20 protein-coding genes are annotated in these 20,315 nt (G+C 69.6%); 13 read left to right on the top strand and 7 right to left on the bottom strand.

The genetic code is table 11. The features are described from left to right. Window positions 1-28: 28 nt before the first annotated feature. Window positions 29-1,690, top strand: a complete 1,662-nt coding sequence (locus DM992_RS20295; RefSeq protein ID WP_111018372.1) for an ABC transporter substrate-binding protein — start codon at window positions 29-31, stop codon at window positions 1,688-1,690. 54 nt (window positions 1,691-1,744) lie between these two features. Here DM992_RS20295 and DM992_RS20290 read toward each other — a convergent pair whose 3' ends face one another. The 6 genes from DM992_RS20290 to DM992_RS20265 form a co-directional block, all read right to left on the bottom strand. Continuing rightward, window positions 1,745-2,692: a TauD/TfdA family dioxygenase gene (locus DM992_RS20290; RefSeq protein ID WP_111018371.1), complete on the bottom strand. Its 948-nt coding sequence runs from the start codon at window positions 2,690-2,692 to the stop codon at window positions 1,745-1,747. Window positions 2,693-2,851: 159 nt separating this feature from the next. Then, window positions 2,852-3,805 (bottom strand): TauD/TfdA family dioxygenase, encoded by a 954-nt coding sequence (locus DM992_RS20285; RefSeq protein ID WP_111018370.1) that lies wholly within the window; start codon window positions 3,803-3,805, stop codon window positions 2,852-2,854. 148 nt (window positions 3,806-3,953) lie between these two features. Next, on the bottom strand, window positions 3,954-4,799 hold the full coding sequence (locus DM992_RS20280) for an ABC transporter ATP-binding protein (protein ID WP_111018369.1): 846 nt from the start codon (window positions 4,797-4,799) through the stop codon (window positions 3,954-3,956). 40 nt (window positions 4,800-4,839) lie between these two features. Continuing rightward, window positions 4,840-5,670, bottom strand: coding sequence for an ABC transporter permease (locus DM992_RS20275; RefSeq protein WP_111018368.1), 831 nt, complete (start codon window positions 5,668-5,670; stop codon window positions 4,840-4,842). Between the two features lie 34 nt (window positions 5,671-5,704). Next, window positions 5,705-6,547 carry an ABC transporter permease gene (locus DM992_RS20270; protein ID WP_111018367.1) on the bottom strand — a complete coding sequence of 281 codons (843 nt, stop codon included), beginning with the start codon at window positions 6,545-6,547 and terminating at the stop codon, window positions 5,705-5,707. A gap of 15 nt (window positions 6,548-6,562) precedes the next feature. Further along, complete coding sequence (locus tag DM992_RS20265; protein ID WP_111018366.1) at window positions 6,563-7,642, bottom strand: ABC transporter substrate-binding protein; 1,080 nt, start codon at window positions 7,640-7,642, stop codon at window positions 6,563-6,565. A 916-nt stretch (window positions 7,643-8,558) separates the two neighbouring features. Between DM992_RS20265 and DM992_RS20260 the strand changes: the two genes are divergently transcribed. From DM992_RS20260 to DM992_RS20205, 12 genes are all read left to right on the top strand, one after another. Then, the gene (locus tag DM992_RS20260) at window positions 8,559-8,741 is read left to right on the top strand and encodes a Flp family type IVb pilin (protein ID WP_034179896.1); all 183 of its coding nucleotides are present in this window, start codon (window positions 8,559-8,561) and stop codon (window positions 8,739-8,741) included. Window positions 8,742-8,830: 89 nt separating this feature from the next. Then, window positions 8,831-9,310 (top strand): A24 family peptidase, encoded by a 480-nt coding sequence (locus DM992_RS20255; RefSeq protein ID WP_111018365.1) that lies wholly within the window; start codon window positions 8,831-8,833, stop codon window positions 9,308-9,310. 19 nt (window positions 9,311-9,329) lie between these two features. Then, window positions 9,330-10,358, top strand: a complete 1,029-nt coding sequence (gene cpaB, locus DM992_RS20250; protein ID WP_111018364.1) for a Flp pilus assembly protein CpaB — start codon at window positions 9,330-9,332, stop codon at window positions 10,356-10,358. Window positions 10,359-10,420: 62 nt separating this feature from the next. Beyond that, a complete protein-coding gene (locus DM992_RS20245) occupies window positions 10,421-11,800 on the top strand; it encodes a type II and III secretion system protein family protein (protein WP_111018363.1) in 1,380 nt (459 codons plus the stop codon). Window positions 11,801-11,815: 15 nt separating this feature from the next. Continuing rightward, the gene (locus DM992_RS20240; RefSeq protein ID WP_111018362.1) at window positions 11,816-12,199 is read left to right on the top strand and encodes a CpaD family pilus assembly lipoprotein; all 384 of its coding nucleotides are present in this window, start codon (window positions 11,816-11,818) and stop codon (window positions 12,197-12,199) included. A 24-nt stretch (window positions 12,200-12,223) separates the two neighbouring features. Continuing rightward, entirely contained in the window at window positions 12,224-13,447 is a 1,224-nt protein-coding gene (locus DM992_RS20235) for an AAA family ATPase (protein WP_111018361.1), read from the top strand. Further along, entirely contained in the window at window positions 13,444-14,850 is a 1,407-nt protein-coding gene (locus DM992_RS20230) for a CpaF family protein (protein ID WP_111018360.1), read from the top strand. Before DM992_RS20235 ends, DM992_RS20230 begins: the two co-directional genes overlap by 4 nt. Further along, window positions 14,847-15,824: a type II secretion system F family protein gene (locus DM992_RS20225; RefSeq protein WP_111018359.1), complete on the top strand. Its 978-nt coding sequence runs from the start codon at window positions 14,847-14,849 to the stop codon at window positions 15,822-15,824. The genes DM992_RS20230 and DM992_RS20225 overlap by 4 nt, the downstream gene beginning before the upstream one ends. Next, the gene (locus tag DM992_RS20220) at window positions 15,821-16,765 is read left to right on the top strand and encodes a type II secretion system F family protein (RefSeq protein WP_111018358.1); all 945 of its coding nucleotides are present in this window, start codon (window positions 15,821-15,823) and stop codon (window positions 16,763-16,765) included. The genes DM992_RS20225 and DM992_RS20220 overlap by 4 nt, the downstream gene beginning before the upstream one ends. After that, window positions 16,762-17,622: a tetratricopeptide repeat protein gene (locus tag DM992_RS20215; RefSeq protein ID WP_111018357.1), complete on the top strand. Its 861-nt coding sequence runs from the start codon at window positions 16,762-16,764 to the stop codon at window positions 17,620-17,622. The genes DM992_RS20220 and DM992_RS20215 overlap by 4 nt, the downstream gene beginning before the upstream one ends. Next, on the top strand, window positions 17,619-18,047 hold the full coding sequence (locus DM992_RS20210) for a TadE/TadG family type IV pilus assembly protein (RefSeq protein ID WP_111018356.1): 429 nt from the start codon (window positions 17,619-17,621) through the stop codon (window positions 18,045-18,047). The genes DM992_RS20215 and DM992_RS20210 overlap by 4 nt, the downstream gene beginning before the upstream one ends. Continuing rightward, a complete protein-coding gene (locus tag DM992_RS20205; protein WP_111018355.1) occupies window positions 18,040-19,080 on the top strand; it encodes a TadG family pilus assembly protein in 1,041 nt (346 codons plus the stop codon). Before DM992_RS20210 ends, DM992_RS20205 begins: the two co-directional genes overlap by 8 nt. Here DM992_RS20205 and DM992_RS20200 read toward each other — a convergent pair. Continuing rightward, window positions 19,044-20,306, bottom strand: a complete 1,263-nt coding sequence (locus DM992_RS20200) for a glycosyltransferase family 87 protein (RefSeq protein WP_111018354.1) — start codon at window positions 20,304-20,306, stop codon at window positions 19,044-19,046. The genes DM992_RS20205 and DM992_RS20200 overlap by 37 nt on opposite strands. Window positions 20,307-20,315 lie beyond the last annotated feature (9 nt).

Below are 20,315 nucleotides of genomic sequence, written 5' to 3'. Positions count from 1 at the left end.
GCATGACCCATTCCTTCTTTCCGCCACCATGAAGAATTCTTTCGTTTCGTCAGCCGCGCGCCGTGCGCGTCGCGCACCGCATGCCGTTGTCGCACTTCGTTGCGTGGCCGCGTCGCTGCTGCTCGCCGGCGCGGCCACGCAGGCGCTCGCCGCGCCGGCCGGCAAGACGCTCGTGTACTGCAGCGAAGGCAGCCCGGCCGGCTTCGATCCGGGCCAGCACACGACGAGCACCGATTTCGACGCGAGCACGTACACGATCTACAACGGGCTCGTGCAGTTCAGGCGCGGCACGCTCGATCTCGAACCGTCGCTCGCGACGAGCTGGGACGTGTCGCCCGACCAGCGCACGATCACGTTCCACCTGCGGCGTGGCGTGAAATTCCAGACGACCGCATGGTTCAAGCCGACGCGGCCGTTCCAGGCCGACGACGTCGTGTTCACGTTCCGACGGATGCTCGACCCCGACGATCCATTCCGCAAGGCTTACCCGGTCAGCTTCCCGTACTTCAGCGATCTCGGCTTCGACCGCAACGTCGAGCGCATCGAGAAGGTCGACGACTACACGGTGCGCTTCGTGCTGAAGACGCCCGACGTCGTGTTCGTGCGCAACCTCGCGATGGCGTTCGCGTCGGTCCTCTCGGCCGAATATGCGTCACAGCTCGCGGCGCGCCATCGCGAGGCCGACATCAACCAGTTCCCGGTCGGCACCGGGCCGTTCCTGCTGCGCACGTATCAGAAGGATGCGCTGATCCGCTACGAAGCGAACCCCGACTACTGGAAGCCGGACGACGTGAAGCTCGCGCGGCTCGTGTTCGCGATCACGCCCGATCCGGCCGCCCGCCTTCAGAAGCTGGTGGCCGGCGAGTGCCAGGTATCGGTGTTCCCGCGGCCGGCCGATCTCGACACGGTGCGGCGCGACCCGAAGCTGGAACTGTTCTCGGGAATGGGCTTCAACGTCGGTTTCGTCGCGTACAACACGCAGCATGCGCCGCTCGATCGCGTCGACGTGCGGCGCGCGCTCGACATCGCGATCGACAAGACGGCGATCGTGAGGACCGTCTTCAACGGCGACGCGAAGATCGCGACGAACCCGATGCCGCCCGCGCAATGGTCGTACAACCCGCGCCTGAAGGATGCGCCGCGCGATCCGGCCGCCGCGAAGGCGCTGCTCGCGCAGGCCGGCTTCCCCAACGGCTTCGACCTGACGCTGTGGGCGATGCCCGTGCAGCGCCCGTACAACCCGAATGCGCAGTTGATGGCGCAACTGATCCAGCAGGACTGGGCGAAGATCGGCGTGCGCGCGAAGATCGTCAGCTACGAGTGGGGCGAATACAACCGCCGCGCGAAGCACGACGGGCAGCACGACGCGATCCTGTACGGCTGGTCGGGCGACAACGGCGATCCCGACAACTGGCTCGGCACGCTGCTCGGCTGCGACGCGGTGCACGGCAGCAACCTCGCGAAGTGGTGCAATCAGGATTTCGAGAGGCTGGTGAGCGCGGCGCGCTCGAATGCGGACGTCGCGAAGCGCACGGCGCTGTACGAACAGGCGCAGGTGGTGTTCAAGGACCAGGTGCCGTTCACGCCGATCGCGACGTCGATCGTGTCGCTGCCGGTGTCGAAACGCGTGCACGGGCTGACGTTCTCGCCGCTCGGCGGGCACCGGTTCGACGGCGTGTGGCTGGATTGACGGAGATCGATGGGCGAAGGGCCGGCGCGCTCGCGCGCGCCGGTGCCGGTGCGGTCAGTTGAGCGCGACGGCCGCCGCCGTTTCGACCGGCGAGCCTTCGAGTGCGACCGATGGCCGGCCGTCGGGGCCGACCGGCACGTCGCCGGTGAGCGTCGTGCGGTAGAGCTGGCGGTCGAAGTCGAGATCGAAGATGTCGACCGGCGCGAGGTGCGCGGTCGCGCGGTTGTCCCAGAACGCGATGCTGCGGGGTTCCCATTTGAAGCGGATCGTGAATTCCGGCCGCGTCACGTGTTCCCACAGCAGTTCGAGCAGCGCCTGGCTCTCGCGCGGCGTCAGCCCGACGATCGATTTCAGAAAGCTCGGGCTCACGTACAGCGCGCGTTCACCGGTCTCCGGATGCACGCGGACGAGCGGATGTTCGGTCACGAGCGGGCGGCGTTCGACCGCGTCGTCGAACGCGCCGGTGGCGCGCGCACCGGCCGGCGGCGTGAAGCGATGGATGCCGCGCAAGCCGTCGACGAAACCGCGCAGCGGCGCGGACAGCGTTTCATACGCGCGTACGAGATTGGTCCAGTGCGTGTCGCCACCGTACGGCGGGATCGTCACGCCGCGCAGGATCGACGCCCACGGCGGGTTCACCGCGGCCGTCACGTCGGTGTGCCAGCCCGTCCACGGCCGGCGCACCGGTTCGCCTTCGAAGCGCGTCGCCTTGCGGTGCTTCGCGATCGAATAGACGGCCGGGTGGCCCTCGACGTGCCCGAACACCGGGTGGCCGACCGTCGGCTCGCCGAACTGCGCGGAGAACGCGACGTGCTGATCGTGCGTGAGGAATTGTTCGCGGAAGAAGACGACGCGCCATTTAAGCAGTGCGGTGCGGATGGCCGCGATCTGCGGCGTGGTCAACGGTTGCGTGAGGTCGACGCCGCGGACTTCCGCGCCGATATGGGCGGACAGCGGGATCACGTCGACCGGCTGGGCGGCGGGTTCGGGTAGGGCGCTCATGCGACGCTCCTGGCGGAAGTGAACGGGGCGGATGGCCGACATCGTTGCGCGTGCAAGCGTCGATGCGGTGGCGGGAGGTTCGTGGTGGTATGTCCGGCGGCGAATGGAGCGGAACGCGCGGCGGCGCGCACGAAACGGCGCCGCCGCGGTACTCGGGCGTCATTGCAGCGTCGAGCCCGGCCCCTTCAGCACGACGCTCTGGCGGCCGTCGATGCCGACCGGCACGTCGCCGTGAACGGTCGCTCGGCGCACGACGCGGCGCGCATCGCCGTAGTCGTTGATCGCGTAGTGCTGCGTCGCGCGGTTGTCCCAGATCGCGACGTCGCCTACCTGCCAGTTCCAGCGCACGGTGTTCTCGAGACGCGTCACGTGCTCGTGGAAGACCTGCAGCAGGTGCGCGGAATCCTGTGCCGACAGCCCCTTGAGCCGCTGCACGAAGTGCCCGAGCACGAGCGTGCGTTCGCCGGTTTCCGGATGCACACGCACGACCGGATGCTCGGTTTCGTAGACGGTCGACGTGAACACTTCGCGGTAGCGCTTCAGTTGCGTGTCGTCGGCATGCACGTGCGTCGACGCGTAGTCGTATGCGTTCGTATGGATCGCCCACAGCGTGTCGGCGAGCGCGCGCAGCGGGTCGGGAAGATGCGTGTACGCGGCGGCCGTATTGGCCCATACCGTATCGCCGCCGAACGGCGGAATCACGACCGCGCGCAGGATCGAGATCTTCGGGTATGCATCGACGAACGTCACGTCGGTGTGCCACGAATTCGCCCGTGCGCCGTGCGCGGAATCGAGTTCGAGCAGATGCGCGCTGCCGTCGACGGACGGCACGGTCGGGTGCGCGACCGTGTCGCCGAAGCGGCGCGCGAACGCTTCTTGCGCGATATCGTCGAGATGGTGCTGGCCACGGAAGAACAGCACCTTGTGGCGCAGCAGCGCGGCCTGGATCGCATCGAACGTCGCGTCGTCGAGCGTGGCCGACAGCCGGACGCCGGCGATCTCGGCGCCGATCCTGCCGGCAACCTGGCGAAGCTGGTGCGGGGCGGCGGCCGTGTGCGGCGCGGCGTGCGAAGCATGCGAAGACGGGTGAGCGGCGTGCTGGACTTCGGACATCGGGAGTCTCCTGGAGTCGGGTCGGTCGAGTCTCCATTCAAGCAGGGTCCGCGCGGAACCGGAACCGATGAATCGTCACAACCTTAGCGTGCGTGCTGTGATGATCGATATGTGTCGTCATGCTGAGCAATACTGCCGCGACTTACGCCTACCACGCGAGCCGCCATTCACCGATCCGGTGCGCATGTGGCGTGTCGATGCGCTTGCCGCCCGCGCCGTCGTCGCGCGGCGGTTCGCTATCGTCGAAATCGGCGAGCACCGTGTCGCGCAACCGCGCGAATTCCGGTGAATCGCGCCGGCGCGGCCGCGGCAGCGCGACATCGACGATGCGTTCGATGCGGCCCGGGCGCGGCGCCATCGTGACGACGCGGTCGCCGAGATAGACGGCTTCGTCGACGTCGTGCGTGACGAGGATCATCGTGATGTGCTCCTGTTCCCAGATGCGCAGTAATTCGTTCTGCATTCGCGCGCGCGTCTGCGCGTCGAGCGCGCCGAACGGCTCGTCGAGCAGCAGTACGCGAGGCCGGTTCACGAGGCCGCGCGCGATCGCGACGCGCTGCGCCATCCCGCCCGACAACTGGTTCGGAAACGCGTGCTCGAAGCCGTTCAGCCCGACGAGTGCGATGTGGTCGGCTACCGCTCGCCGCTTCGCGGCCGCGTCGAGCGGCGCGTTGCGCAGCGCGGCGCCGATGTTCTGTTCGACGGTGAGCCACGGGAACAGCCGGTGATCCTGGAACACGATCCCGCGCTGCAGCGACGTGTCGCGCACGCGTTCGTCGCCGGCGCGGATCTCGCCGGAGTAGTCGGTGTCGAGCCCCGCGATCAGCCGCAGCAGCGTGGACTTGCCGCAGCCGCTCGCGCCGACGATCGTGACGAATTCGCCGGCGCGCACGTGCAGCGACACGTCGTCGAGCACGGCGAGCGCCGCGCCGCGTTGTGCGTAGTGCTTGCTTACATGGAGGATGTCGAGCGAGTCGGAGGCGAGGGTCGTCATGGCGGAGCGAAGAAGGATGCGACAGGGAAGGAGCGCGAGATCACCGCGGCAGGTCGCCGCGCCGGGCCAGCACCGTGCGTTCGATCGCACGCGCGACCGCGTTCAGTGCCCAGCCGGTCACGCCGACCACGACGATCCCGAACAGCACGAGATCCATCCGGAACTGCTCGCTGCCGTCGATCAGCGTGTTGCCGATCCCGCTGCCCGCGACGAGCAGGTATTCGGCGCCGAGCGTCGCGAGCCACGAATAGATGAGGCCGAGGTACAGCCCGGTGAAGATCGACGGCAGTGCGGCCGGCAGGATCACGTAGCGGACGAGCTGGAGCCGCGAATAGCGCAGCGCGCGGGCGACGTCGACATACGCACGCGGCACCGCGTGAATGCCGTCGCACGTGTGCGCGGCGACGGGCAGCAGCGCGGCGAGCGACAGGAACACGACCTTGGCGACGTCGCCGAGGCCGAACCACACGGAAATCAGCGGAATCCACGCGAACAGCGAGATCTGCTTGAACGTGTCGAAGCTCGGGCCGACCATGCGCGCGGCGATGCGCGACAGCCCGAGCGCGATGCCGAGCAGCAGCCCGCCCGTCGCGCCGATCGCGAAACCGCAGGCTTCGCGCGCGAGCGACGCGGACAGTGCGCGGCCGAGCGCGCCGCTCGTGACCTGCGACCATGCGGTGTGCAGCACGTCGGCCGGGCCGACGAGCAGCCCGCTTTTCACGACGTGCGTGGAAGCGATCGCCCACCAGAGCGCGAACGCGGCGAGCGGCAGTACGAAGCCGCGCCAGCCGGGCGCATGCGGGCGGCGGGCGGCCGCGACGGGCGACGGCGCGGCATCCGGCGCGAGCGTCGACGTGGCGGAGTGCGGCATCGGTAGTCTCCTTCGGTTGTGCGGGCAGGCCGGTTCAGCCGCGGAACGCGGACGGTACGCCGCGGCGCAGGCGCGCTTCGAGTGCGTCGAGCAGCCGGTTGATCAGCAGCCCGACCGCGCCGACCACGACCACGGCGGCCATCACGAGATCGAGCTGGAACAGTTGCCGGCCGTATTCGATCAGGTAGCCGAGCCCTTCGGAAGACGCGACCAGCTCGACGACGACGAGCGCGAGCCACGACTTCGTAAACGCGAGCCGCACGCCGGTCGCGAGTGTCGGGATCGCGGCCGGCAGCACGACGTGGACGATGCGTTGCCGGCGCGTGTAGCCGAACCCGCGCGCGACTTCGTCGAGCGCGGGCGGCGTCTGGCGAAACCCCTGCAACGTGCTCATCGTGACGGGGACGAGCGCCGCATGCGCGATCAGCAGGTACTTGAGCGGTTCGCCGACGCCGACGAGCAGCAACAGGAACGGCAGCCAGCCGAGCACCGGAATCTGCACGAGCGCGTTGAAGCTCGGCAGCACATAGGCTTCCAGCGTGCGCGACAGGCCGAGCGCGACGCCGATCGCGAAACCGAGCAGCGAGCCGGCCGCGAAGCCGACCAGCACGCGCTGCAGGCTGATCAGCGTGTGGCGCGCGAGATCGCCGCTGGTCGCAAGCTCGGCGAGCGCGTCGTACACGCGTTCGGGCGGCGGCAGGATCTGCGGTGCGATCCAGCCGCGCGCGCTGCCGACGCTCCACAGCGCGAACAGCAGCGCGGGCAGTACCCACGGCGCGAGCTGCCACGCCAGCCGCTTCACGCCCGCCGCGCGGCGCTGCGGCGCGGCGAGTGCATGCGGCTCGGACGACGGAATCGGGATCGCGGTGTCGCTCATCGGGGCGGGTCCGGGTCAGGAAAGGGGCTTGCCGGCCGCGTCGTAGCGCGGCCAGTAGTGTTCGAGCTTCAGCGTGCGCAGCGCGTTGTCGAGATACTTCGGCTCGAACCAGCCGTCGATGTCGACCGGCTGGCGGATCAGCTTCAGCTTCAGCGCATCCTGCGCGACGGCCTTGTAGCGCGCGACGAGGAACGGATCGATCAGCGGCGACAGGCGATCCTTCAGGCGCTGGTTCGCATAGTCGGCCTGCCATGACGAATACGGGACGCCGCTCTTCGCCCACAGCTTGAACAGCGCATCGCGGTTCGCCTCGTCGGACGACCATTGCGCGCCCTTGACCAGCGCGTTGACGACGCGCTGCACGATGTCCGGATGCGCGCGTTCGAAATCGTCGAGCACGAGCAGGTGGGTCTGGCGCGTGTACTGCGGGCCGTCGTTCTGCGATTCGTAGATGATCTTCGCGAGCCCCGCGTCGCGCAGCCTGTATAGCTGGTAGTCGCCCACCGACGCGTCGATGCCTTTCGACGCGAGCGCGGCGAGCGAGCTCGCGGCGTCGAGGTTGATCACGCGCAGGTCGCGTTCGCCGAGGCCATTCTTCGCGAGCGCGTTGTCGGCGACGAGCTGCAGGTTCGTGCCGCGGAAGATCGATACGCGGCGGTCTTTCAGGTCCGTGATCGAACGGATGCCGGAGTCGGGCGGCACCGCGATCTTCACGCCCGAGCGCACACTCGCGGCAAGCAGCAGGTGCGTCTTGATCCCGTTCGAGCGTGCGAGCACGGCGGGCAGGTCGCCCTGGTACGCGAAGTCGAGCGCCTTGTTGGCGATCGCCTCGTTGACGGCCGGCCCAGCGCCCTTGAAGAACAGCCACTGCACCTTGATGCCGTCGGCCGCGAATTCCTTTTCGACCAGTTGCTGCAACTGCGCGGTGGCGGCGCTCGAGCCGCCGAAGGTCGGTGGATCGCCGGCGCCTTGCTGGGCGACGCCGATGCGGATGGTGGCGGGATTGTCGGCGTGCGCGGCGGCCGCCAGCGTCATCAGCGTGGCCGCCAGCAGCGATCGCAGCAGGCGCAGCGGAAACGGGAATCGATCGGTCATGGTGCGTCGGGTAGCGAGAAGATGAAATCGGGCCGGGAGGCGTCGCGCCATTCTGGTGGACGCTGCCGGCGCGGGACAAGCAACGATTTGAACTATGCTTATCGCCGCTGGTCGGGTTGCCGGGCCGGGCGCGCCGTGTTCCGTGGACGCAAAGCGGGTTCGCATGTATCGGGAAATCGTTCAGGATTCCGATCATGTCGATTGGCGTCGACTGCCAGTCAGGCAAGCGCCGACCGGAAAATGCGTGAAACGGCGAAATGCAGATTCGCGGATTCGCACGCCGATCGGCCGGCGAATCCGGGCGGTGAAACGTGCAGTGAAGCCGGCATCGAGCGGCCGGAAAAACGATCCGGACCTGTCGAATTTATTGCCGGTTCAGTCGGGCGGAGCGTGAACGGATTACCGGCCGGCACATGCGAGCCGCCGCGAGAAACGGGGCGCACGGCCCCATCCGCATTCGGAAAATCGAATGAAAATAGATTATCCGCCGGACGGGAAATAACGCATCGCGACAGTTGACATTCTTACTTGGGCGTCTGCACCAGGCGGAATGCCGTGCGCAACAATTGCGGCAGACAACCTCTATGAACTTCATCGTTGCAGGGTGCTATCCATAAATGCATTCCGACGCCAAATTATTTGAAATCGTCTCAAAAATTGTCTATACCCTAGACGAATCGGTGTGGTCGGCTCGTATCGGCGCGGCTGCACGGCAGGTGCGCGAATGAAACGATCGATGCCGTCGTTGCATGCCGCGCGTCGCAGCGATCGAGTGGACTTCGGGGAATGCGAACGGCCTCATGCGTGGGCCGTCCGCATGAGTCGCAAATGGGCGAACGCCATATGCAGCCGCCGGACCCATGCAGCGTCTTTACGTTCAACGGTCGATCATCGACCCCGTCACACGGAGGTTGCCATGCTGCAATACGTCAAGTCCCTGCTGCGTGATGAACGTGGCGTCAGCTCGCTCGAATATGCGGTGCTGGCCGGCATCGTCGTGGTCGCGCTGGCGGCGGTCGGCGTGATCCTCAGCAGCACTTCCGGCGGCTTGCCGAGCGTGTTCACGGCGCTGATCACGAAGGTGACGAGCCTGATCTGATCCCCTGAACCCGCGCGCCGCCGACGAATACACGGATCCGCAGCGGTAGAACGTATCCAGCCGGGGGTGCGCCGATGGACGGCTCTCCCATGCTCACTCTCGTGCAGTCGGTGGCCACGGTCGTGCTGGCGTCGCTCGCGGCGCAGGACCTGCGCGACCGGCACTTGTCCAATCGCGCGGTGCTGGCGTTCGCGATGCTGTATTTCGTCGCAGCGGCGCTCGCACGCGAAGGGCCCGCGTCGCTGGCCGGCCACCTTGCGACCGCCGCGGCGATGCTGCTGCTGTTCGGCGGCCTGCGCCACGCTGGCTGGATCGGCGGCGGCGACGTCAAGCTGGCGGCGGCGGTATTTCTGTGGGCGGGCCCGACGCTGGCGTTCCCCGTGTTGACGATCGTCGGCGCGGGTGGCGCGTTATGCGGCCTCGCCGCGCTCGCGGCCGTCGCGTGGCAGCGGCGCGCCGCGCCCTCCCGCGCGATCGCCGCGCGCGGCGTGCCGTACGGGCTCGCGCTCGCGCTCGGCGGTGCGCTGGCCGTCTGGGCGCCGTTTCCGCACGCGGTTTCGCTTACCTAGCCGGGGGACGCACGCCGCCATGCCCAAACCTCTGAGAATGGCCGTGTTGATCATCGCTGCCGGCATCGGCGCATTCATCCTGCGCGAACTGTACGTTGCCGCGTCGACACCGTCGGCACCCGGCGAACCGGATCAGGCGCGCGTGCGCGTCGCGGCCGCCGATCTGCCGGAAGGGCTGCTGCTGCGCGACAACGATCTCGCATGGAAGCGCATGCCGCGTGCGCAGGTGCCGCCGGGCACATTCGTCGAGTCGCAGCCGGGCGCCGACCTGAAGGGCGCGCTGCTGCGCAACCGCGTCGGGGCCGGCACGCCGATTCGCACGGACAACGTGATTCCGGCCGACGCGCCGGATTTTCTCGCGGCCGCGCTGCAGCCCGGCATGCGTGCGATCTCGGTACCGGTCGACGACGTGTCGGGCAACGCGGGGCTGATCCAGCCGGGCGACTTCGTCGACGTGGTGCTCACGCAGCAGATCGGCGGCTCGGCGACGTCGCCCGGCACCTTCGAAGCGGAGACGGTCGTGCGGCGCGCGCGCGTGCTTGCGGTCGGCTCGGAATTCCAGCGCGCGAAGACGCCCGCGAGCGCGCCGGACGCGACGGCGCGCGCGCGCACGGTCACGCTCGAGGTTGCGCCGCGCACCGCGCAGGTCGTGCTGGTCGCGACGCGCCTCGGCTCGCTGTCGCTCGCGCTGCGCAGCTTCGCGACCAGCGACCGGCGGCAACCGGCGGGCGGCGACGAGCAGGAGCCGGATACGCAGCCGGTGTGGGCGGGCGACGTATCGCGTGCGGCCCGCGAGGCCGCGCGCGCGCAGACCGCCGGGCCGGCGGCCGGCGGCGCACGGCCGACGGGACAGGGCAACACGGTCGTGATCTATCGCGGTTCGTCGATCGACGACGGGTCGCGCGGCGGCGGCACCGGCACGCCGGGCCTGCCGCCGCTGCCGTCCGGCCTGCCTGGGATGCCGGGAATGCCGGCGCTGCCGGGCGGCGGCAATGTCGCGGCGGCGGACGGGACGGCGCAGCCGCCGCGGGCGGCGGTGCCGCAATGACGGATCGACGGAGCGGGCCGGCCGCGCGGCGGCCGGCATTTGACGGGATGACGGGAACACGCATGGTGCGCATGGTTCGTTGGATCGCTCTCTGGTGCCTGGCCGGCCTCGTCGCGCCCGGCGTTGCGTTCGCGCAGGGCGTGCGCACGCCGGACGCCGGTGCGGCGCTGTCGATCGCGACCGGCAAGGGCGAGATGCTGTCGCTGCCCGAGCCAGCGGTCGCGATGTTCGTTGCCGATCCGACCATCGCCGACATCCAGGTGCCGTCGCCGCGCACCGTGTTCGTGTTCGGCAAGAAGGCCGGCACGACCACGCTGATCGCGCTCGGCGCGAACCATCGGCCGATCCTGCGCAGGACGGTGATCGTGCAGGTCGACACGGCGTCGCTGCAGGCGGTGCTCGACAGCCGCTTTCCGCAGCTGAAGCTGTCGGTGTCCGGCGCGCCGGGCTCGCTGATGGTGTCGGGCAAGGTGCCGGGCGCGGCCGACGCGGACGCCGTGATGCAGTCGCTCACGCCGTACCTGCACGACAAGGAAAAGATCGTCAACCGGATGACGCTGTCGCGCCCGATCCAGGTGAACCTGCGCGTGCGGGTGACCGAGGTGAGCCGCAACGTCACGCAGCAGCTCGGCATCAACTGGAGCTCGCTCGGCGCCGCCGGCAACTTCGTCGGCGGGCTGTTCAACGGGCGCACGCTGTTCGACCCGACGAACGGCCTGTTCAACTTGTCTCCGACCGGCGCATTCTCGGTGCTCGGCGGCTTTCGCGCGGGGCGCTGGTCGATCGACGTCGTGCTCGATGCGCTCGATCAGGAAGGGCTGATCACGATGCTCGCGGAGCCGAATCTGACCGCGATGTCGGGCGAGACGGCGAGCTTCCTCGCGGGCGGCGAGATTCCGATCCCCGTTGCGCAGAGCGGCAACACGGGGGTGATCACGGTCGAGTACAAGCCGTTCGGCGTGTCGCTCGACTTCACGCCGACCGTGCTCTCCGAAAACCGCATCAGCCTGAAAGTGCGGCCGGAAGTGAGCGAGGTCGACGCGAGCAACAGCGTGACGACGGGCAGCATCAGGGTGCCGGCGCTCACCGTGCGACGCGTCGAGACGACGGTCGAGCTGTCGAGCGGGCAGAGCTTCGCGATCGGCGGGCTGCTGCAGAGCCAGACGGCCGACACCGTGTCGCAGATCCCGGGGCTCGGCCGGCTGCCAATCATCGGCCGGCTGTTTTCGTCGAAGAATTTCCAGGACAACAAGACCGAGGTGGTCGTGATCGTCACGCCGTACATCGTGCAGCCGACCGGGCCCGGCCAGCTCGAGCAGGCGATCGACACCGTCGCGCGGCCGAGCAGCGATCTGGAATTCGCGGTGCAGCGCAACCTCGGGCTCGACCTGCTGTCGGGCGACACGCCGCGCCTCGTCGGCGCCGCGGGCTTCGTGTACTGAACCGGAGGAGTGCCCATGCGAGCTCGAACCACCGTCTCCGCACTGCTGCCGCTGGCGCTGGCGGGCTGCATGTCGGCGCCGCCGCCGCTGAACCTGCCCGACGCGCGGTCGATCGGCTTCGACGGCGTGCAGGCGGTGCGGCCCGACTGCGCGAAGCTGATGCAGCCGTCGCATCTCGTCGACGCGGGCTTCGGGCGGCCGGGCGTGCCGTTCGGCTGCGCGACCTACACGAACCTCGCGGCCATGCTCGCGCGACCGCAGGATCTCGTCGCGCCGGTGCCGTACGGCGGCGCCGATGCGGAAGTCGCGGCCGGCGCGGTGCGCCGCTACGTCGAGGATCGCGTGAAGCAGCCGACGCCCGGCAGGACGCAGACGACGACCGGCTCGGCCGGCCATTGAACCGAGATTCCGGATGCCATCGCGATGCCGCCCATGAATGTCCTCGATCGCCAGAACGCCAAGCGCGCCGCGTCCGCCGGCGCGACGGATCTCGTCGCGGTCGTGTCCGATCCGGGCAGCGAGGACGTGATCCGGCGCGTCGCGCACGATTTGTCGATCACGCGCGTGCACCTGCAGACGGGCACCTGCGACGACGCGATCCGGCTGCTGCAGCAGCACGAGCGTTCGCCGCGCCAGCTGGTCATCGACGTGTCGGATTCGGTGCTGCCGGTGTCGGACCTGATGCGGCTCGCCGACGTGTGCGATCCGTCGGTGCGGGTCGTCGCGATCGGCACGCAGAACGACGTCGGGCTGTTTCGCAACCTGCTCGGCATCGGCGTGCAGGACTACATCGTCAAGCCGCTGACCGTCGAGCTGATGCGGCGCGCGCTGACGGCGACGGAATCGGTCGTGCAGGTGCGCACCGGCAAGATCGTCAGCTTCGTCGGCGCACGCGGCGGCGTCGGCACGACGACCATCGCGGTGAGCCTCGCGCGCTGCCTGGCGGGCGAGAAGCGCCGCCGCGTCGCGTATATCGACCTGAACCTGCACGGCGGCGGCGCGAACTCGATGCTCGGGCTGTCCAGCAACAACGGGCTGGTCGAGTTGCTGAACATGGAGCAGCGCCCCGACGACGCACTGTTCGACCGCATGTTCGTCACGAAGGGCGACCGCCTGCACGTGCTGTCGGCCGAGCTCGCATACGGCGCCGACGTGCCGCTGAGCGACGGGGTGGTCGCACGCCTGGTCGACATGCTGAAGGACCGCTTCCACTACGTGCTGTTCGACGTCGGCAGCGGCGCCGGCAAGCTGTTCGAGGATGCGCTCGACGCGTCCGATCTCGTCTACGTCGTCGCCGACCGCTCGGTGCACGCCGCGTACGAATCGGCGCGGCTCGCGCGCTTCGTGCACGAGCTGCCGGGCGAGCGGCTGCTGTCGATGGTGCTGAACAACCCGCTCGCGCCGGTCGCGGGCCGCGTCGAGCCGGCCGATTTCGCGGAGGCATTCGGCGGCGCGACGCTGCGCGAGCTGCCGCACGAGCCGCAGACGCTCGCGGTTGCCGAGAACCTCGGCGAGCCGATCGAAGGCGCGAAGCGCCATGGCTTCCTGGACGGGATCCGGCAGCTCGCGAACGGCATCACCGGCGAACCGATGGCCATCGTCGAACCGTGGTATGCGCGCTTCGTCAAGTGGAGGAAAGGATCGTGACGTTCGGTAACCGCAACCGTCCTTCGCCGGACCCTGCGCCGGCCGCCACGCCCGCGGCGCCGCGCGCGCCGGCGCCGGCGGCCGCGCCCACGCCCACGCCGCCGCCGGCCCGCGCGCCCGCGGCCGCCGACACCCACGAGGCGCTGATCCGCTCCGGCAAGTTCGACGCGATCCGCACCGCGGTGTTTGCGTCGATGAACATGTCGGCGGCGCTGATGAAGACGCGCGACGAAGTGCGCGCGGGCATCGAGCAGGTGGCGGCGCACACGGTCGAGCGCGAGCGCCTGAGGATCACGGCCGGCGAGCAGGTGCTGATCGTCGATGCGATCCTGAACGACATGTTCGGCGTCGGGCCGATCGAGCCGCTGCTCGCCGACGAGACGGTCACCGATATCCTCGTCAACGGGCCCGACCAGGTCTACGTCGAGCGCGCGGGCCGGCTCGAGCTCACGTCGCTGAAATTTCGCGACGATGCGCACGTGACGAGCGTCGCGCAGCGGATCGCGGCGGCGGTGGGCCGGCGCGTCGACGAGAGCAGTCCGATGGTCGACGCGCGCCTCGCCGACGGCAGCCGCGTGAACGTCGTGCTGCCGCCGATCGCGATGCGCGGCCCGTCGATCTCGATCCGCAAGTTCGCGAAGCGCGACATCACGCTCGCGCGGATGGCGCATCAGGGCAACATCTCGCATCCGATGCTGCAGGTGCTGAAGGTGGCGTGTTCGTGCCGGCTGAACATCGTGATCTCGGGCGGCACGGGTTCGGGCAAGACGACGCTGCTCAACGCGCTGTCCCAGCATATCGAGCAGCACGAACGGATCGTGACGATCGAGGACGCGGCCGAGCTGCAACTGCAGCAGCCGCACGTCGTCAGCCTCGAGACGCGGCCGGAGAATACCGAGGGGCTCGGCGGAATCTCGCAGCACGACCTCGTGCGCAACGCGCTGCGGATGCGGCCCGATCGCATCATCCTCGGCGAGATTCGCGGCCCGGAGGCGTTCGACGTGCTGCAGGCGATGAACACCGGCCACGACGGCTCGATGACGACGATCCACGCGAACTCGCCGCGCGACGCGATCAGCCGGCTCGAGAGCATGGTCATGATGGCGAACGCGAACCTGCAGCTGCTGTCGATCAGGCGCCAGATCGCAAGCGCCGTGCACCTGTTCGTGCAGATCGAGCGGATGCGTGACGGCGTGCGGCGCGTCACGCGGATTACCGAGATCGTCGGGATGGAGGGCGAGGTGGTCATTACGCAGGACCTGTTCGCGTTCCGCCAGGAAGGCGAAACGACGCGCGACGCGGTCAAGGGCGTGTTCGACGCGTCGTCGCTGCGGCCGGCGTTCGCGGCGCGCGCCGCGTATTACGGCGTCGAGGACGCGCTCGCCGAGGTGTTCCGCCAATGAGGGCCGCCGACCTGTTCGCGGCGGGCGCGTTCGTCGTGATCCTCGCGATCGGGCTCGCGCTGTCGTCGCTGCTCGATCGCGCGCGCCGCACGCCGGCGCAGCGCATTCGCGAGCGGATGCGGCGCCTGTCGCCGTTGCTCGCGGGCCGCGATGCGGGCGCGTCTGCCGGCTCCGGCGTCGCGTTGTTCAGTCTCGAACGCCGGCAAAGCCGCGTGCGCACGTGGCTGCAGCGCTACGTGACGCGCGTGCGCGCGGTGGGCGGCGAAGGCGGCGTGCGGATCGTCGTGGCCAGCACGATCGCCGGCGCGATCGCGGCGATCGTCGCGGTGAAGCTGATCGGGCCGCCGGACTTCCTGCGTCCGCTGATCTGCGTCGGGTTGCCGCTGCTCGCGATGCGCGCCAGCTACCGCTCGCTGGTCGAGCGTTTCCGGATTCGTTTCCTCGAAGCGTTCCCGGACGCGATCGACCTGATCGTGCGGGCCGTGCGCGCGGGCATTCCGGTCACGCAGGCGATCAGCACGGTCGGCGACGGCGCGGCCGAGCCGGTGCGCTCGACGTTCCGCACGATGGGCGACAGCCTGCGGGTCGGCGCGGATCTCAAGGACGTGCTCACGCAGGCGGCGGACCGGCTGATGATCGCGGACTTCTCGTTCTTCACCGTTTACCTGCTGCTGCAGCGCGAAACCGGCGGCAGCCTCGGCGAGACGCTCGACGAATTGTCGAGCATCATCCGCACGCGCCGCGACATCCGCCTGAAGACCCGCGCGCTGACCGCCGAAGGGCGGATCACGACGAAGATCATTTCGGCGGTGCCGTTCGTGATGATCGGCGCGCTGTTCCTCGTGAACCGCCCCTATGTGATGCTGCTGTTCACGACGCACGCCGGCAACACGATGCTGACGATCGCCGCCGGGCTGCTGACGGTCGGGTTGCTGTCGATTCGCAAGATCTCGAGACTGGATACCGCGCGATGACGATGTCGATGCTGGCCGCCCGCGGCCTCGAACTGCTGCTGTTGCTCGCTTGCGTCGGCGTGGCGCTCGTCACGCCCGGCGGCGGCACGCGCCGGCGCATCGCCATGCGCGTGCAGCAGGCGGCCGGGCAGCGCGCGCCGTCGCTGTCGGCGGGGCGGCTGCAGCCGGGCGAGGTTCGCCAGGGCCTGACGCGCCGGCTCGCGCAGCTCGGCGAGCGGCTGCCGGTGCTCGACCCGATGCAGCGCGTGAAGCTCGGCCTGCAATTGGCGCGCGCGGGATTTCGCGACCGCCGCGCGGTGTCGTCGATGATCGGCATCAAGCTGAGCTGCGGCGTGCTGTTCGCGAGCGTGGCGATCGTGTTCAGCCCGTACATTCCACGACTCGGCGAATACTTCGTGATCCGCGCGCTGGCGATGGTCGCCGCGTTCGTGATCGGCGTGATCGTGCCCGAGTACGTGCTCGGCGCGATGATCCGGCGGCGGCGGCGGATCATCGCCGCGTGTTTTCCGGACGCGCTCGACCTGCTCGTGATCTGCACGATGGCCGGCAACAGTCTCGCTTCGGGCATCCGGCGCGTCGCGCACGAACTGGCGCGCATCTGCCCGCCGCTCGCCGACGAGCTGACGGTGTGCGCGGACGAACTCACGCTGAGCGGCAACGTATCCGCGACGCTCACGCATTTTGCGACGCGTGTCGATTTCGCGTCGGCGCGCTCGCTCGCGACGACGCTCACGCAGTCGCAGCGGTTCGGCACGCCGATCACCCAGGCACTGCGAACCCTGTCGCGCAGCGAGCGCACCGAGCAGATCGTCGCGCTCGAGGAAAAGGCCGCGAAGCTCGCGCCGAAGATCACGCTGCCGATGATGCTGTTCATCCTGCCGACGGTCGGCCTGATCGCGGCGGGCCCGGCGGCGATCCGCCTGCTCGAGGTATTCAAATGACACGATCCGTCGTACGCATGTTCGCGCTCGCGGCCGTGCTGCCGGTGCTGGCCGGCGGCTGCGGCGCGCCGGGCGTCCAGACGCGGCCGGTGCTGTCGCACAAGAGCGACGACCCGCAGGCCGAACTGCGCATCGCGGACAGCGCGCTCGCGGGCGGCAACGTCGATCTCGCGTCGACGCTGTACGAGAAGGTGCTCGCGAAGCATCCCGATTCGCTCGCGGCGCGGCTGGGGCTCGGCGACGTCAACTATCGTGCCGGCGACCTGGAGCGCGCACGCATCCTCTACGACGAAGCGCAGCGGCAGTCGCCCGCGGAACTCGGCCCGCGGCTCGGGCTCGCGCGCGTCGCGTTGCGGCAGCGCCGGCTCGACGAAGCCGCGCAGCGCTATCGCGACCTGCTGGCCGCGCAGCCGAATCATCCGCTCGCGGCGGAAGGGCTCGGCACCGTGCTCGACCTGCAGGGGCGTCATGCGGATGCGCAGGCCGTGTATCGCGACGCGCTGCGCGCGCACCCGGACGCGCAGGGGCTGCGCATCGACCTCGGGCTGTCGCTCGTGCTGAGCAACCGGCCGCGCGAGGGCGTGAACGTGCTGCTCGACGTCGCGGGGCTGCCCGATGCGCCGTGGCAGGCGCGCCAGAACCTCGCGTTCGCGTATGGCGTGCTCGGCAACACCGATTCGGCGAAGAAGCTGTTGTCCGCGGACCTGCCCGCATCGGCGGTGGCCGACAACCTGCGCTTCTACCAGGCGGTGCGCGCGCGGCTCGCGTCGCGCGGGGCTGCCGGCGGCGCGCCGCCGCTGTCGGGGGCGGCGCTGGAGTCGGGCGTCGCGCAGCCGGGAGCGGGGGCCGCAAAATGACACGCGGGGCGACGGGCGCCCGCCGCGCGCGCGGTGTCGTGTCCCTCGAGTTCGTGCTGATGCTGCCGTTCCTGCTGATGGTGCTGATCGGCATCATCGACACGAGCCTGATCCTGTGCGACAAGGCCGTCATCACGAACGCGAGCCGCGAGGCCGCGCGCGCCGGCGTCATGCTGCGCGTGCCGATGCTGACCACGACGCAGATCGCCAACGTCGCGCAGACCTACATGCAGAACAGCCTGATCACCGGCGGCACACCGACGGCGCCGGCCGTGACCGTGACCCAGGCGAACGGCACGACGTCGGGCACCGCGCTGACGGTGACGGTGACCTACACGTATTCGGGGATGGTGCTGGGTTCCGCGTTCAGCGCGCTGACCGGCCCGGTGACGGTCTCGGCCACTTCGGTGATGCTTTATGAATGACGCGAGCGACACGCGCGCTCCCGGCCCCGCGCGGCAGCGCGGCTCGGTCGCGCTGTTCTTCCTGCTGTTCCTGATTCCGCTGCTGTCGTTCGGCGCGCTGGCGATCGACGTCGCGTGGGTGGCCACGGTGCGCAACCAGTTGCAGAACGCCGCCGACGCGGCCGCGCTCGCGGGGGCCGACGCGATGATGTCGCCGAGCGGCGGCGCGCTGAACTGGTCGCAGGCCGCGCCGGCGGCAAACGGCGTGATCGCGCAGAACTCGGCGGCCGGCGCCGCGCTGTCGACCGGCACGGTGACCACCGGCTACTGGAACGTGACGCGCAGCCCCGCATCCATGCAGGCGACGACGATTACACCCGGCTCGTACGACGTGCCGGCCGTGCAGGTCACCGTGACGCGCGCGCCGGGCGTGAACGGCGGCTCGATTCCGCTGCTGCTCGGCGGGCTGCTGGGGATTCCCGGCGCGTCCGGCAGCGCGACCGCGGTGGCGGTGCTGGCCGCGCCGGGCGGGGTGGCGGCCGGCGGGCTGTTTCCGATCGCGATCGACCAGTGCGTGTACAACCAGTACTGGAACGCGGCGACCAACCAGCCGCTGATCAATCCGCTGACGGGCCAGCCGTACGAGTTCTCGATCACGAACGGCCAGACCTACGGCACCCTGTGCATGGGCGGGCAGTGGACGTCGTTCCAGTCGACGGCGACCGACACGACGACGATGGGCGGGCTGATGGTGACCGGCAACCCGACGACGCTCAATATCGGCGACAGCATTTACCTCGCGACCGGCGTGAAGGCGACGCTCTATACGTCGGTGCCGGTCGGCACGACGGTGGTGCTGCCGGTCGTCACGCAGACGTCGACCAGCACCTACGTGCCGATCGTCGCGTTCGCGGCGTTCCGCATCGACGTGTCGCTCGGGGGCTCGTACAAGTACATCCAGGGCCACTTCGTCGCCGGCGTGAAGATGACCGGCGTCGCGACCGGCGTCGGGCCGTACTACGGCGTGTACGTGCCGCCGCGACTCGCGCTGTAAGCGCCGGACCGCACGCGGCGCAGCAGCGCGAGGACGGCGGCGAGCGTCACGGCCGGGCCGATCTGCGGCAGCTGCTGCCACGGGTTCAGGTATTCGTAGAGCGGCAGCGCCCACATCAGCGCGATCGTGGCCTGCTCGCCGCGCAGCCAGCCGTCGCGCCAGCCGGTCGCCAGCATGCAGGCGATCGCGAGGCCGAGCCACGCGAGCTCGTAATGCCAAACGTACGGGTTCGCCGCGAGCGTTGCGGCCGCCAGCACCGCCGCGCGCACGCGGGTGTCGCGCGAGCGCGCCCACACGACGCATGCAGCCGCGATCGCGATCGCCGCGACGCACGCGTGCGCGGCATACGCGGCACCGAGCGGCAGGCCGGCGAGGCGAAACGCCGCGAACGGCGTCGGCGACGCGAACCAGAACATCACGCCATGCTCGAGAATGAGCGACCGCGCGAGCCCCGCGCTGGCAACGAACAGGCGCAGCGACTCGACGCCGCACACCAGCACGCTCAACGCGCCTAACGCGGCGGTCGCGAGCGCGGCCCACGCGATCGTGCGCCACGCGCGCGCGGCGACCAGCACGAACGGGAACAGCAGCGCCATCTGCGGCTTGACCGACAGCAGGCCGATGCAGAGGCCGGCCCACATCGGTCGCCGGTCGGCCCAGTAGACGGCCAGCGCCGCGCACGAAGCGGTCAGGAACGCGTTCTGCCCGAGCATCGCGGTGACGAACACGCATGGGGCGCCGACCAGCGCGAACGCGCCGACGCGCCGCACGCCGGGCATCGCGCCGAGGCCCGACACACGCCACGCGGCGAATCCGAACACGACGATGCCGAGCGCGACGAACAGCGGATAGCCGATCGCAAAGGGCAGCAGCGCGAACGGCGTCACGAGCAGCAGGTAGGTGGGCGGGTACAGCCAGGCGACGAGGCCTTCGCTGCGGAAATACGGGAACAACGCGGCCGCCAGCCGCGAGAAGGTCGGGAAATCGTACGCCTGCCATGGCGCGCCGTGCAGCATCACGTACGACGCCGACCAGAACACCGAGTAGTCCGCACCCGGGCTCGCGATGGCGGTGCCGGGCGTGTAGCGGATCACGTATGTCCAGATCGCCAGGAACAGCACGTGGAACACGAGCACGAACGCGCTGTACGCGACGACGCGCCGGGGCGTCAGCCACGCGCGGACGGGGCGCTCCGCCGAGCGCGTCGATTGCCGGGGAATGTCCATGCGCCGCGT

The sequence above is a fragment of the Burkholderia sp. JP2-270 genome, from assembly GCF_003233675.1.
Classification (GTDB): Bacteria; Pseudomonadota; Gammaproteobacteria; order Burkholderiales; family Burkholderiaceae; genus Burkholderia; species Burkholderia pyrrocinia_C.
This window is presented reverse-complemented; position numbering and strand designations above follow the sequence as displayed.

Excerpts from the sequence above, each read along its gene's own strand:
- DM992_RS20295 (WP_111018372.1), top strand. The coding sequence starts at position 29 with ATGAAGAATTCTTTCGTTTCGTCAGCCGCGCGCCGTGCGCGTCGCGCA.
- DM992_RS20290 (WP_111018371.1), bottom strand. The coding sequence starts at position 2,692 with ATGAGCGCCCTACCCGAACCCGCCGCCCAGCCGGTCGACGTGATCCCG.
- DM992_RS20285 (WP_111018370.1), bottom strand. The coding sequence starts at position 3,805 with ATGTCCGAAGTCCAGCACGCCGCTCACCCGTCTTCGCATGCTTCGCAC.
- DM992_RS20280 (WP_111018369.1), bottom strand. The coding sequence starts at position 4,799 with ATGACGACCCTCGCCTCCGACTCGCTCGACATCCTCCATGTAAGCAAG.
- DM992_RS20275 (WP_111018368.1), bottom strand. The coding sequence starts at position 5,670 with ATGCCGCACTCCGCCACGTCGACGCTCGCGCCGGATGCCGCGCCGTCG.
- DM992_RS20270 (WP_111018367.1), bottom strand. The coding sequence starts at position 6,547 with ATGAGCGACACCGCGATCCCGATTCCGTCGTCCGAGCCGCATGCACTC.
- DM992_RS20265 (WP_111018366.1), bottom strand. The coding sequence starts at position 7,642 with ATGACCGATCGATTCCCGTTTCCGCTGCGCCTGCTGCGATCGCTGCTG.
- DM992_RS20260 (WP_034179896.1), top strand. The coding sequence starts at position 8,559 with ATGCTGCAATACGTCAAGTCCCTGCTGCGTGATGAACGTGGCGTCAGC.
- DM992_RS20255 (WP_111018365.1), top strand. The coding sequence starts at position 8,831 with ATGCTCACTCTCGTGCAGTCGGTGGCCACGGTCGTGCTGGCGTCGCTC.
- cpaB (WP_111018364.1), top strand. The coding sequence starts at position 9,330 with ATGCCCAAACCTCTGAGAATGGCCGTGTTGATCATCGCTGCCGGCATC.
- DM992_RS20245 (WP_111018363.1), top strand. The coding sequence starts at position 10,421 with ATGGTGCGCATGGTTCGTTGGATCGCTCTCTGGTGCCTGGCCGGCCTC.
- DM992_RS20240 (WP_111018362.1), top strand. The coding sequence starts at position 11,816 with ATGCGAGCTCGAACCACCGTCTCCGCACTGCTGCCGCTGGCGCTGGCG.
- DM992_RS20235 (WP_111018361.1), top strand. The coding sequence starts at position 12,224 with ATGCCGCCCATGAATGTCCTCGATCGCCAGAACGCCAAGCGCGCCGCG.
- DM992_RS20225 (WP_111018359.1), top strand. The coding sequence starts at position 14,847 with ATGAGGGCCGCCGACCTGTTCGCGGCGGGCGCGTTCGTCGTGATCCTC.
- DM992_RS20220 (WP_111018358.1), top strand. The coding sequence starts at position 15,821 with ATGACGATGTCGATGCTGGCCGCCCGCGGCCTCGAACTGCTGCTGTTG.
- DM992_RS20215 (WP_111018357.1), top strand. The coding sequence starts at position 16,762 with ATGACACGATCCGTCGTACGCATGTTCGCGCTCGCGGCCGTGCTGCCG.
- DM992_RS20210 (WP_111018356.1), top strand. The coding sequence starts at position 17,619 with ATGACACGCGGGGCGACGGGCGCCCGCCGCGCGCGCGGTGTCGTGTCC.
- DM992_RS20205 (WP_111018355.1), top strand. The coding sequence starts at position 18,040 with ATGAATGACGCGAGCGACACGCGCGCTCCCGGCCCCGCGCGGCAGCGC.
- DM992_RS20200 (WP_111018354.1), bottom strand. The coding sequence starts at position 20,306 with ATGGACATTCCCCGGCAATCGACGCGCTCGGCGGAGCGCCCCGTCCGC.